We start from the raw sequence: 13,624 nt of genomic DNA, 5'->3' as shown, positions 1-13,624 counted from the left end.
ATAATCATGAAAAATACTGTCATCCTACTTTTAATCATAATGCTAAGTACTGCCTCAACATTCTCGCAATCTATTGAAGATATTGATTACATATCTCCTGCTCATGAAAACATGATTGCCATTAAAAAGAATAACCAATGGGCTTTTATAAATACAGAAGGCGATTTAGTTATTAATTTTAGAACAGATTTGGTTAGCACAAACACAGAAGATGGCAATTACCCAATGTTTAACAGCAAAAGATGCCTGATTAAAACCACTAAAAACGGCATAACCTATTTTGGCTATATAGACAAATTGGGAAACACCATTATCGAGCCTCAGTTTTTAAATGCGACAACCTTTAAAGACGGAAAAGCTATTGTTTTAAAACTACAAAAAGAAATCGTAGGACGAAATGATATTTTAGAGAAAAATGTGGTTTATCATAAATATTTTGAAGTTGTAATTACCCCTGATGGTAAAAATATACTTTACATAAACCCTGATGGAACAAATGTATCTGTAGACAAAGATTTTTTAAGAACACCACCAGAAATTAATTCAAAACGCATTTCAAACACCTTATACGCTATTAAAGGAAAAAACAACAAATGGACCCTAACACAAATTGAAAATTAAACAAAAAATCAGTATTTTTAATATATAAAACACTACAAGCAAGTTAAAACAAATCAACCATTTTTTTGCAACATACTTAAGTTAAACCTAGCACATTTATAACTGTAAAAATTAAATGTCATGAAAACGTTACAAAATATACAAAATCAAATAGTTAAACTTACCACAAACATAGAAATCAACTATCCAGAACTTTATAGTGTTTTAGATGAAACACCAGTATCTATTAACTATAACACGCAACCAAGAATTAGCATAAAAGCTCTAGAAGATTACCTAGAGAGTTTAAAACAAATATTAAAACAGTATATAAAAACACACCATAAAAAATAATGGCTTTTATAGACTATTATAAAATTTTAGGAATCCCTAAAACCGCCACCGAAAAAGACATTAAAAATGCCTATCGGAAATTAGCTCGTAAATATCATCCAGACTTAAACCCTAACGACAAAGAAGCCGAAAAACGCTTTAAAGAAATTAACGAAGCCAATGAAGTTTTAGGCAACCCCGAACATCGTAAAAAATACGACGCTTATGGTGAGCACTGGAAACATGCCGACGACATAGAAAACGCTAAACAGCAACAACAATACACGCAACAAAACACGTATTCAGATTTTGGAGATAACGCACAAGGCGATTTTTCAGATTTTTTCGAATCTATGTTTGGTGGACGAACTTCTGGCACACAAGGCAGACAAGTAAAATTTAGAGGGCAAGATTATAATGCTGAATTGCAACTTCAGCTAAAAGATGTATTTACCACACATAAACGCACCTTAACAATTAACAATAAAAACATTCGTATTACTATTCCAGCTGGTATTGAAAATGGACAAGTTATAAAAATTAAAGGACACGGCGGCAAAGGTATAAACGGCGGCCCAAATGGCGATTTATACATTCGGTTTACCATTATAAACAATACCCATTTTAAACGTGACGGCGACAACTTACACACCAAAGTAGATCTAGACTTATACAAAGCTATTTTAGGAGGCGATATAACTATTAACACTTTTGATGGAAAAGCAAAACTTACTGTAAAACCCGAAACCCAAAATGGAACAACGGTAAAACTTAAAGGAAAAGGATTTCCTAAATATAAAAAAGAAGGTGTTTTTGGTAATTTATATGTGACTTACAATATTGTAACTCCAAAAAACCTTACCGATAAAGAAAAAGCCTTATTTAAAGAACTTGAAAAAATAAGACACCATGGATAAAGCAAACTTAATTTCTGTTAAGAAGTTCTGTACACTTCATCAAGTTCCGGTAACGTTTATACATGAATTACATGATTATGAACTCATTGAAGTTATAAGTACAAATAACAACACCTATTTAAAAACTACGCAATTATACCATGTAGAAAAGATGATTCGACTACATTACGACTTAGAAATAAACTTTGAAGGTATAGATGCTATTCACCATCTATTAAAACAAATAGAATCGCTACAAGACGAAATACAAACCCTTAAAAACAAATTACATCGTTTTGAAGATTAGTCATCCCATTTAATTGTCTTTTTTTGCATCTCGTTTAGCCTGTCTTTCTAATTTTCTAAAATATCCTCGTGTTAAAAAGTTGTGTTTTAGAGCTTCCATGTTTTGGTTAAACTTATTGGTTCCTTCATTAATGTTTTTCAATGTAGATTGTAAACTATTAACCAAACTAGTATCTTTTACAATGTAATTATAGGCACCTTCACTAGTATTAAATTCGTTAACCACAGTATTTATATTCCCTAGAATAGTATCAATTTCTACACTTGAAGATTCTAAATTATAGACAATAGATTTTAATTTTTCTCCAGAAATAGAATCGTTTATAAGCATTCCTAAAACCGTATTATCATCAGTTTTTAATGATGTAATAATAGCTTGGAGCTCATTTATCGATTTGGTAGCACCATAGCTAGCTGTCTTTAAATTCGTAATAGATTGCTGTAATTCTTGAGCCATAATGGTATCGTTTAACAAGACGCCTAGTGTGCCTTTTCCTTGCGTCATGGCATCGGTAATTTTTAATAAATCGGCTGTAAGTATGGCAGCATTTTCCGAACCAACACTTAAGGTATTTAAAATGTCATCGGCGCCTATTTTACTGTAAGATTCTATGATATCGCCATTACTAATGGTTGTTTCATTACCTTTTCCTGGTACAATATTAACAATCATGTTACCTACTAACCCATCGGAACCAATGGTTGCTATAGCATCTTTTTTTATGTGTTTTATTATTTTTTCATCTATAGTCATTTCTACTTTTATAGTAGAGTCGTTTATCATGGTAATGTTTTTTACAGTACCTATATCTATGCCAGAATACCGCACATTATTCCCATTTTGCAAACCATTTACATTCTGAAAATAGGCACTTATGGCAAAGGTTTTTTTAAACATATCTTGCTTTTGGCCAACTAAATACACTGCGGCAATAAATAGTATAGTACCAATTATAACAAACCCGCCTAACCGCAATTTTTGTGAACTTGTATTTTTCATGGCATTAGTTTTTGTTATATTTTGTTTGTTTCAACTAGGTTATTATTGTTTAAAAAAGGCTTTAATTTTGGGGTCGTTAGAGGCCGATAATTCTTTAAAAGTTCCTTTAGCATAGTCTACGCCATCTATTAATAAAATCATTCTATCTGAAATTACCCGTGCACAATCTACATCGTGGGTTATAATAAGCGACGATGTACCATACGTTTTTTGAATATCTTGCATTAAAATAATAATTTCTTTGGCAGTAATTGGGTCTAATCCACTTGTTGGCTCATCGTATAAAATAATTTTAGGTTGTAGAATAAGTGTTCTTGCTAGTGCTACACGACGTTTCATACCGCCAGACAACTCGGATGGCATTAAATCAATAGTGTGCTCCAATCCTACATTTTTTAGGGCTTCAACAACCAGTTTTTCTGTATTATTATGATTTTTAAATGCTCTTTTATGCCGACGTAATGGGAATTCTAAATTTTCTCTTACCGTCATAGAGTCGTAAAGGGCACTACCCTGAAATAAAAACCCTATATCGGCTCGTAATACATCTAGCGATTTTTGATCTAGTTTTGTAATGTCATTATCCATAACAGTAATGGTACCTTTATCGGCTTCCATTAAGCCTACTAAACATTTTATCATAACTGATTTACCAGATCCAGATTTCCCCATAATCACCAGGTTTTCACCTTGATAAAGCTTCATATTAAATCCATTAAGCACATGGTTATCACCAAAGCTTTTGTGTAAGTCTTTTATTTCAAGAACTAATTCTCGGGATGTTATAGTTGCTTCATCTTTCATAAATCATAAAAAATATCGGTTACAAAAACAGCAATAAAATCGATAATAAATAACAATAAGGAGGTGAATACTACAGCTGAATTTGCTGCTTTTCCTACACCAGCAGTCCCTTTAGTTGAAAAATAGCCTTTAAAACACCCAACAAGACCTATGGCTAATCCAAAAAAGAACGATTTTATCGTGGCAGGAATAATATCGCCAAATTCTAAAGCATTAAACACTTGATTAAAATATAGCGTAAAAGAGACATTTCCTTTGACATTCTCGACTAAAAACGAACCAAATAACGCTATAGCATCACCAAAAATCACTAACAATGGTAACATTAATGTTACGGCCAAAACACGGGTTACAACCAAGTACTTAAATGGGTTTGTACCCGAAACCTCCATGGCATCGATTTGTTCGGTAACTCGCATAGAACCCAATTCGGCACCAATACCAGAACTTATTTTACCTGCACAAACCAAAGCTGTTATAATAGGTCCTATTTCTCTTACTATAGAAATGCCAACCATAGATGGCATCCAAGAAACGGCTCCAAAATCCATTAATGTAGGACGCGTTTGCAGTGTTAATACTAATCCTATTATAAATCCCGTTACGCCTACTAATAAAAGAGAACGGTTTCCTATATTATAACATTGGTACAAAAATTCCTTAAACTCGAATGGGCGTTTAAAGGCTTCCTTAAAAAACCGTGAGGTAAAGTAAGACAACTCACCTATTTCTATTAAAAAGGCGTTTAATTTTGCTCTTGTTGTGTTTAATCCTGACATAGACTTTGTAACATCCAATATCAAAGTTATTGTAATATTCTAGTGGGTAAAATGATATATATCATAAAGCACACCTGATAATAGCCTTTTTAAATGGCTTTATTAGAAGTAATTAGTATCTTTAGTTATTAATATTTTGTTCTAATTAAAAAAATAATGATTACAACATTACATCCCCAGGAACGACACATTATTCTTGAAAGAAATTGTATTGGCCATTTGGCCTACATTTATGAAAACCGGCCATTTATTGCGCCTATAACTTATTTCTACAATAAAACTGATAATATTATTATAGGCTACTCAAATGTAGGCCATAAAATAACAGCTATGAGAAGGCATACAAAAGTAGCTATGGAGGTTTCTGAGATAACGGCAATTAACCACTGGAAATCTATTGTCGTTCATGGAACTTATAACGAAATCGATCGTAGTGAAGCCAAAGCATACCTTCATGATTTTTCATTAGGGGTTAAAAACTTAATTTCTGTAAAAGAACACAGAACATTAGATTTTATAAGTCAATTTTCTAGTAAAGCTACAAAAGATAGTTTGCCTGTCGTTTTTTTTATTAAAATAGATGATATTACAGGAAAAATGAGAACCGAATAATAAATTTCTATAATTTTTTAATCAAACATCCCTGTTAATATTTTTTATTACTGATTTACAGACCATTACTACATATTTTTTTTACATTTAAAAGACAAATACTACATTTAAACGAATATTTACACATACATAACACACCTCTTTTATATTTGTTTACTCCCTCACAGTTAGATTAATAGCAAAAATCAAATTTACCAATCTACTTACGCTTAAAACTGTTTGATATGAAAAAGTTTTACCTACACCTAATTGTGTGTGTTTTCATATCCCTTTATAACTCTTATGGGCAATCGGGGATATTTGAAAGCTATATTGTTTTAGATACTGGCTCAGGAAACACTTATTACGATTTAGATGCCACCACTGGGAATCCCGACTTCGGTAGTAATAATCTAGGGATTTTTACACAAAGCCAACAATTACTATTAAACGGCGGAGAAAATAAAACGTATAAATGTGGTTCAGATAACATTCTAAACGGATGGCTAAATTATCGTGTTTACCCCATAGCCTCAGTACCACCTGCATTCTCTTCTACTGAAATTTTTTATAATTCAGGTATTCCTGGTGCTAGTGCTGGTTGTCAAAACCAATTATGGCAATCAACTGCAGCAAATATAGATTTGAGAAATGGATTACCTTCAGGTGATTATTATATTGAAGTGTACACCCATGCAGATGGGGATTCTAATAGTGATAATATAACAGACTTCACCCTTTACTCCAATAACGGTGGTGGAAATTACACAGCTACCTTTAGAGCAGATAACCCACCTGTTGCTAATTGCATTAGCACCTTAACTGTATATTTAGATGCCTCAGGAAATGCCTCAATTACAACTGGTGATATTAATGATGGATCTAATGATGATTTTGATACACCAACGCTAAGCCTAGATATCGATACCTTTGATTGCTCCAATATTGGAACACCAGTCACAGTCACACTTACAGCCGAAGATAGCCTTGGACAAACAGATTCTTGTACCACTATTGTAACAGTACTTGATAACACACCGCCAACGCCTGATACAGCTACTTTAAGCAATATCACAGCGCAATGTGAAGTGACCGCATTAACGCCACCATCAGCTACCGATAACTGTACTGCTGTAACGGTAACTCATAATGCTTCTTTACCTATTACAACACAAGGAACTACGGTTGTAACATGGACCTATGAAGATGGTAATGGTAATACTTCAACACAAAATCAGAATGTTATTATAAATGATGACACCGCGCCAACGCCTGATACGGCTTCTTTAGGTGATATTACAGCACAATGTGAAGTCACGGCATTAACGCCACCGTCAGCTACCGATAACTGTACTGCTGTAACGGTAACTCATAATGCTTCTTTACCTATTACAACACAAGGAACTACGGTTGTAACATGGACCTATGAAGATGGTAATGGTAATACTTCAACACAAAATCAGAATGTTATTATAAATGATGACACCGCGCCAACGCCTGATACGGCTTCTTTAGGTGATATTACAGCACAATGTGAAGTCACGGCGTTAACGCCACCGTCAGCTACCGATAACTGTACAACTGTAACGGTAATTCATAATGCTTCTTTACCCATTACAACACAAGGAACTACGGTTGTAACATGGACCTATGAGGATGGTAATGGTAATACTTCAACACAAAATCAGAATGTTATTATAAATGATAATACTGCGCCAACGCCTGATACAGCTTCTTTAGGTGATATTACAGCACAATGTGAAGTCACGGCGTTAACGCCGCCGTCAGCTACCGATAACTGTACAACTGTAACGGTAATTCATAATGCTTCTTTACCCATTACAACACAAGGAACTACGGTTGTAACATGGACCTATGAGGATGGTAATGGTAATACTTCAACACAAAATCAGAATGTTATTATAAATGATGACACCGCGCCAACGCCTGATACGGCTTCTTTAGGTGATATTACAGCACAATGTGAAGTCACGGCGTTAACGCCACCGTCAGCTACCGATAACTGTACAACTGTAACGGTAATTCATAATGCTTCTTTACCCATTACAACACAAGGAACTACGGTTGTAACATGGACCTATGAGGATGGTAATGGTAATACTTCAACACAAAATCAGAATGTTATTATAAATGATAATACTGCGCCAACGCCTGATACAGCTTCTTTAGGTGATATTACAGCACAATGTGAAGTCACGGCGTTAACGCCGCCGTCAGCTACCGATAACTGTACAACTGTAACGGTAATTCATAATGCTTCTTTACCCATTACAACACAAGGAACTACGGTTGTAACATGGACCTATGAAGATGGTAATGGTAATACTTCAACGCAAAATCAGAATGTTATTATAAATGATGACACTACGCCAACACCTGATGTAGCTTCTTTAGGTGATATCACAGCGCAATGTGAAGTCACGGCGTTAACGCCGCCATCAGCTACCGATAACTGTACTGCTGTAACGGTAACTCATAATGCAACTTTACCCATTACAACACAAGGAACTACGGTTGTAACATGGACCTATGAGGATGGTAATGGAAATACTTCAACACAAAATCAGAATGTAGTTATTACTGATATTACAAATCCTACTATAACTTGTCCTAGTGATATTACGACAACTAATGATATAGGTATATGTTCTGCAGTTGTTACTTACACTACACCTTCAGGTAATGATAATTGTGGAATTCAAAGTATTACACAAATTGCTGGTTTAGCTTCTGGCAGTGCTTTTCCAGTAGGAACAACTACAAATACATTCCAAATAACCGATGTTGGAGGAAACTCCACAACATGTTCGTTTACAGTAACGGTTAATGATAATGAAAACCCAAGTATTACTTGTCCTAGTGATATTACTATAAACACAAGTCAAGACGGGACAGGCAATTGTAGTACAACTGCTTTTGTGGGGGCATTAACTGCAAATGATAATTGTAGCATTGATGACGTATATGCTGAAATTAATGGGTCTGAAATTAACCCTAACACCTATATCTATCCAGTTGGTAATACAACAATAACATGGCATGCTACTGATGTAGCTGGAAATACATCGCAGTGTGATCAAATTATAACGGTAATTGATAATGAAGATCCTATTATAAACTGTATAGGAGACCAAAATGTATCTTATGATACCAATTGTAATTTTACGCTTCAAGATTATACAAGTTTAGTAAGTGCTTATGATAACTGCGACAACAATGTTACTATTACGCAAACACCATCTGCAGGCGATGTTATTTATGGAGCTGTTACAGTTACCATTACAGCCGTTGATGATTCTAATAGAACAAGTACTTGTACTTTTGATGTTATTCCTTCAGATAATCAAGCCCCTACTGCAGTATGTCAAGATTATACTGCTGTGTTAAGTTCTAATGGTACAATAACAGTTGCCGCTACTAATTTAAATAATGGATCCACTGACAACTGTAGTATTGCTAATATGACAGTAACTCCAAATTCATTTAGTTGTAGTGATGTAGGACCAAATACCGTAACATTTACCGTTTACGACAATGCAGGAAATAGCGATAGTTGTACTGCAACAATTACGGTTGTAGATGATACAGCTCCAACCATGCTATGTAGTGATTATGTAGTCGTTATTGATGCCATTACAAGAGAAGCTACCATTCAAGCTTCAGATATTGATAATGGTTCATACGATGCTTGCGGGATTGCATCATTAACGGTATCTCCAAGTGTATTCCCAGAAGCTGCAAATGGCTTATTATATACTACAACAACAACTTTAACGGCTGTTGATTCTAATGGCAATACAAATACCTGTACAGCAAACGTAACAGTAGAACCTCCTAAAAATCTATTTACTCATTTAACAGGAGAAATTGTTAATCCAGTACCAGACAACCCACAACCTCCTAGTTCTCTAATTGAGGTAACGGCTTGTCCAGGAGATTTAAGCGATCCAAGAGATATCGAACTAACACTTCATCCTGTAGGAACCTATAATTTACAAGCATCAGATGTTTTATGGTGGGAATACTCAACCGATAATGGTGAAACATGGACACAAATACCTAACACAGCAGGAATACTTACTTATACCCTATTGGATGTTACCATGGACACTTTCGTTAGATTAGTCTTACAAGATCCTGATAATGCATCTGTGACACAAACTTCTGCTGAAGCATATATTCGATTTTTACCACCTGATGAACCACCAATAATTGTAGATCATACAGAACTTAATATCTGTTTAAATGACTTTGTATCAATTAGCGCCGAAAGTTTTTTCGATCAACCAAACGGGCAATTTGGAGAAGGTGGTGAGTTTAATTATGCACAACCAGATGGTTGGCGTGTAGATGGTGTAGATGGTGATTTCCCTGCCAGCGGAAACAACACTAACCAGCCTACTTGGAAAGAAACTAACTCTAATAACAATAGAATTTTCAGTGGTATAAATTATGACACAAATGATAACACCAAATTTGCCATGGCCAATGGAGTTGCCAATTATACCACTTTGGAAACACCTGTATTTAGTACAATTGGCATGACGTCTAGTGAGGCTATACTAAACTTTGAAACTAGTTTTTATTTTTGTAATGGTGGACGCGGAGAAATTTGGTTATCATTCGATTCTGGTGCCACTTATACTGTGCAACTATCAACAATTGAAAATTACGATTTCGATTCTACTTCTGGAGGAACAACCACATCTGGAGTTATTTTAGCCTCTGGCCAAGGTAACAGATGCATTGGGCAAACATCTCCTAGAATGTTACCCGCTTCTTTAAACTTAGGCCCATATGCAGGACTTTCTGGATTACGTGTTATGTTTAAATTTTATGGTAGTAATACCGACTGTGGTACGATTACAGACTCTACATTTCCCAATCCTAATAATATAAATTGTTCTGGAAATGGAAATAATGCTAATACTTTAGCTAGCGGATGGGCTGTAGACAGAGTTGGATTTGCTTATGCTCAAGTTGATGATGAACTAGAATGGACCGACGAAGATAATAATGTTATTGCTGTAGGAACCTCTGCAACAGTAACACCTATTACGCCAGGTATTAGAACTTTTGGTGTAACCACTTTAGTTAACGGTTGTAGAACAAATAATAATGATGGTACTAACTTTATAGACATTCATACAAGTTTGGCCTACGCAGGTCAAGATTATACACCATTAAATAGTGAGTGTGGTGAAAACGCTTTACAATTAAACGCTTATGACAACACCATAACAGCTGTCGAAAACTATAATAAAGGGGCTTGGGTTAACAATCTATATACGGTGCCAGATATTGCTGCTGGAGACACAGATTATCCTGGTACTGGAATAACAGGACAATGGTCTATTGAGAGTTCTAGTTTTGAATCTTGCGGTACCAATGCGTTATTTTCGAGTATTTCTGATCCAGACGCTACTTTCACTGCAGATCCAGGAACTTATACTTTAAGATGGACGCTAGCAAATGGTTGTTTTGATGATATTACAGTTACCATAAAAGACTGCCCTAGAGTTGATTTTGATGGAACCAATGACTTTGTATCTTTCAAAAACAACTATAATTTAAATAATTCATTTAGTATAGAAGTATGGGTAAAACCACATTCTATTACTAATACAAAAACTGTTTTTTCTAGAAAAGACGCCAATAACAACAATAATGGTTATGCTATAAACATTGTTAATGGTATAGTTGAATTTAAATGGTATAACCTGGTTGATTCTGGCACTGTATCTTCAGGAAGTTATACTATCAACACAGACCGTTGGTATCATCTTGCTATTACCTTCGATGGGGCACTTTATACACTATATGTAGATGGTATTCCTATCGATTCAGCTAACGGTTCAGCTCCAGAACTGTCAGACAGTAACATCAAAGCTCTTTTAGGAGCTATGGATGCGTCCTCAACAAGTACGCCTATAAACTACTTCCATGGATGGTTGGATGAGTTAAGAATTTGGAATAAAGCCTTATCTGTAGAACATATACGCCAAATGATGAATCAAGAAATTGTTGCGTTAGGTAGCGATGTTGGCGGAACTGTTATACCAACTAAAATTTATGGACCAGATTTAAATAATGATGGTATTGAAGATAACCCTTTATTATGGAGTAACTTGGTTGGATATTATCGTATGAACTTATTATGTGGGGATTTATCACCCTACAAAGGTGTTAGTGGTCGATTAAGAAATATTACCACCAGTCAACAACAAACCGCACCGTTACCTTACACCACTAGAGTTGCTAACCAATCTTGGGGTACCGATAATACTTGGACATTCTTTGACGTTTGGGATACGCCTAATAGCAATGGAATTAATGGAGAACCAATAGATTGGAATATTGTAAGTATTTCTCATAATATTTCAACTCACAACCAAGACATTACATTATTAGGCTTACTCGTTAATAATGGCGAAGTTACTGTTTCAAATCCAGGGTCGCCACAAGACGAAACTAATACGGGACAAATGTTATGGGTAACTCATTATTTAGATCTTGATGGTAAAATAGATTTAGTTGGCGAGTCGCAATTAATTCAAAAACGATATTACAGTTATTATAATGATGATAATGATAACACAACTCCAGATGTTTACACTACTTACCAGTTTAACGAAAGTATATTTAACAATAGTAGTTTAGGGTATTTAGAACGCGATCAACAAGGTACAACCAATCCTTTCAATTATAATTATTGGGGATCGCCTGTGGCTCCTAACAATGCTTCTTTAGATAGTAATAATAATACCATAAACACCTTTAGCATAGGAGATGTTTTAAGAGATGGAACCACGACTGTTGATAATCCAATAAACAGATACCTAAATTGGACTGGAAATTACACAGCTTCAGCAAGTAATCCAGCTCAAGTAAGTAGACGATGGTTATATGCTTACGTTAACAATCCTGCTAATTCGTATGCCGATTGGGAATATAAAAGTAATACAGGAAGTATTCCTATTGGTTTAGGGTTTACCATGAAAGGTAGTGGAAATACCAGTAATACCGAACAAAATTATGTTTTTGTAGGAAAACCTAACAATGGTACTATTGTTTCAGGAATCACAGCCTCTCAACAATCTTTAGTTGGTAACCCTTATCCATCAGCAATTGATAGTAGAGCTTTTATATTAGATAATCAAAATAGTATTACAGGTACATTATACTTCTGGGAACATTATACATCAAATGCTACTCACGTTACAGAACTTTACGAAGGTGGTTATGCTGCTCTTAACTTTACTGGTGGTGTAGGTGCTGTACAACACCCAGACCTTATTGCAAGTAATAACGGCACAAAAATTCCAGAAAGATATATTCCTGTAGCACAAGGATTCTATGTTGAAGCAGGAACTAATAATGGTGAAGTAGTTTTTAAAAATAGTCAGCGTGTATATAAAACAGAAGCTCATACAGCAGATTCTTACGATGGCTCAATTTTTATTAGACAAGCAAACACCAACAATACAAGTAGTACAACATCAAACACGATGTTTAGTAATGATCCTGTAAAACGAGTTCGTTTAAACTTTTTAAGCCCTGAAAATGGGAAAAGACCACTATTATTAGGCTTTGTACCTAACAACCTTGCAACTTACAATGTAGATTATGCTTTTGATGGAAGAAATACAGACGAATCTACAAATAGTGATATGTCATGGTTAATTGAAAACGAAAAATATACGATTCAAGGTGTTGGTGATTTTGATTCCTCTCACCAATTCCCGGTTTCAATATTCGTGGAACACACAGGATTAGTTAAAATTGAATTAGAATCATTAGAAAACTTTAATCAAGAAGTAAATGTGTTTGTATACGATATTTTAACTGGCACTTACAGCAACATAAATAATATGCCTTTTGAAATGCATCTAGACTCTGGAGAGTATTCCAATAGGTTTTATATTACTTTTGAGAACGATTCTACCTTAAGTATTATTGATGAAGCCCATCAAAATATCATGGTTAACTATTTACAATCAACCAACGAAATTTATGTAAAAACACCACAAGGTATTTTAACAAAACAGGTGCAATTAATCAACCTACTAGGACAAACCGTTTTCACTTGGAATGCAACAAACAAAACCATATCACAAGAACTAAAAATTCCTGTAAGAAACATATCGGAAGGTAGTTACATTATTAAAGTTTTAAGCAATAACAATCATTCCGTAAACAAAAAGGTTATTATAAAACAATAATAACATACATATATTAAGCATACGTATATAGCCACATGATTATCATGTGGCTATATAATAAAAAGCTATTTA

Annotated in this window: 9 protein-coding genes; 6 read left to right on the top strand and 3 right to left on the bottom strand. The window is 34.6% G+C overall.

Annotated features, from left to right (window positions below):
• The first annotated feature begins 6 nt into the window (after nucleotides 1-6).
• The 4 genes from R3L15_RS04245 (at nucleotide 7) to R3L15_RS04230 (ending at nucleotide 2,136) form a co-directional block, all read left to right on the top strand.
• A complete protein-coding gene (locus tag R3L15_RS04245) occupies nucleotides 7-621 on the top strand; it encodes a WG repeat-containing protein (protein ID WP_338733429.1) in 615 nt (204 codons plus the stop codon).
• Between the two features lie 120 nt (nucleotides 622-741).
• Entirely contained in the window at nucleotides 742-954 is a 213-nt protein-coding gene (locus R3L15_RS04240) for a hypothetical protein (protein ID WP_338733427.1), read from the top strand.
• Nucleotides 954-1,850, top strand: a complete 897-nt coding sequence (locus tag R3L15_RS04235; RefSeq protein WP_338733426.1) for a J domain-containing protein — start codon at nucleotides 954-956, stop codon at nucleotides 1,848-1,850. The genes R3L15_RS04240 and R3L15_RS04235 overlap by 1 nt, the downstream gene beginning before the upstream one ends.
• Nucleotides 1,843-2,136, top strand: coding sequence for a chaperone modulator CbpM (locus tag R3L15_RS04230; RefSeq protein ID WP_338733424.1), 294 nt, complete (start codon nucleotides 1,843-1,845; stop codon nucleotides 2,134-2,136). The genes R3L15_RS04235 and R3L15_RS04230 overlap by 8 nt, the downstream gene beginning before the upstream one ends.
• A 9-nt stretch (nucleotides 2,137-2,145) precedes the next feature.
• On the opposite strand, the gene R3L15_RS04225 is transcribed toward R3L15_RS04230, so the two are convergent.
• The 3 genes from R3L15_RS04225 to R3L15_RS04215 are packed head-to-tail and all read right to left on the bottom strand — an operon-like array spanning nucleotide 2,146 to nucleotide 4,718.
• The gene (locus tag R3L15_RS04225) at nucleotides 2,146-3,135 is read right to left on the bottom strand and encodes an MlaD family protein (protein WP_338733422.1); all 990 of its coding nucleotides are present in this window, start codon (nucleotides 3,133-3,135) and stop codon (nucleotides 2,146-2,148) included.
• A 42-nt stretch (nucleotides 3,136-3,177) separates the two neighbouring features.
• Nucleotides 3,178-3,939, bottom strand: a complete 762-nt coding sequence (locus tag R3L15_RS04220; RefSeq protein ID WP_338733420.1) for an ATP-binding cassette domain-containing protein — start codon at nucleotides 3,937-3,939, stop codon at nucleotides 3,178-3,180.
• Complete coding sequence (locus tag R3L15_RS04215; RefSeq protein WP_338733418.1) at nucleotides 3,936-4,718, bottom strand: ABC transporter permease; 783 nt, start codon at nucleotides 4,716-4,718, stop codon at nucleotides 3,936-3,938. Before R3L15_RS04215 ends, R3L15_RS04220 begins: the two co-directional genes overlap by 4 nt.
• 156 nt (nucleotides 4,719-4,874) lie before the next feature.
• Between R3L15_RS04215 and R3L15_RS04210 the strand changes: the two genes are divergently transcribed.
• Both R3L15_RS04210 and R3L15_RS04205 read left to right on the top strand, forming a co-directional pair.
• Nucleotides 4,875-5,330 (top strand): pyridoxamine 5'-phosphate oxidase family protein, encoded by a 456-nt coding sequence (locus R3L15_RS04210; RefSeq protein WP_338733417.1) that lies wholly within the window; start codon nucleotides 4,875-4,877, stop codon nucleotides 5,328-5,330.
• A gap of 224 nt (nucleotides 5,331-5,554) precedes the next feature.
• A complete protein-coding gene (locus tag R3L15_RS04205) occupies nucleotides 5,555-13,552 on the top strand; it encodes an HYR domain-containing protein (RefSeq protein ID WP_338733416.1) in 7,998 nt (2,665 codons plus the stop codon).
• Nucleotides 13,553-13,624: the final 72 nt, after the last annotated feature.

It is taken from the genome of Mangrovimonas cancribranchiae (genome assembly GCF_037126245.1).
GTDB lineage: Bacteria > Bacteroidota > Bacteroidia > Flavobacteriales > Flavobacteriaceae > Mangrovimonas > Mangrovimonas cancribranchiae.
Note: the sequence above shows the minus strand (reverse complement) of the source record. Positions and strands in the feature narration are given on the sequence as shown.

Bases quoted from the DNA above. Each gene is read 5' to 3' on its own strand.
- R3L15_RS04205 (WP_338733416.1), top strand. From the start codon at position 5,555: ATGAAAAAGTTTTACCTACACCTAATTGTGTGTGTTTTCATATCCCTT.
- R3L15_RS04230 (WP_338733424.1), top strand. From the start codon at position 1,843: ATGGATAAAGCAAACTTAATTTCTGTTAAGAAGTTCTGTACACTTCAT.
- R3L15_RS04215 (WP_338733418.1), bottom strand. From the start codon at position 4,718: ATGTCAGGATTAAACACAACAAGAGCAAAATTAAACGCCTTTTTAATA.
- R3L15_RS04240 (WP_338733427.1), top strand. From the start codon at position 742: ATGAAAACGTTACAAAATATACAAAATCAAATAGTTAAACTTACCACA.
- R3L15_RS04235 (WP_338733426.1), top strand. From the start codon at position 954: ATGGCTTTTATAGACTATTATAAAATTTTAGGAATCCCTAAAACCGCC.
- R3L15_RS04220 (WP_338733420.1), bottom strand. From the start codon at position 3,939: ATGAAAGATGAAGCAACTATAACATCCCGAGAATTAGTTCTTGAAATA.
- R3L15_RS04210 (WP_338733417.1), top strand. From the start codon at position 4,875: ATGATTACAACATTACATCCCCAGGAACGACACATTATTCTTGAAAGA.
- R3L15_RS04245 (WP_338733429.1), top strand. From the start codon at position 7: ATGAAAAATACTGTCATCCTACTTTTAATCATAATGCTAAGTACTGCC.
- R3L15_RS04225 (WP_338733422.1), bottom strand. From the start codon at position 3,135: ATGAAAAATACAAGTTCACAAAAATTGCGGTTAGGCGGGTTTGTTATA.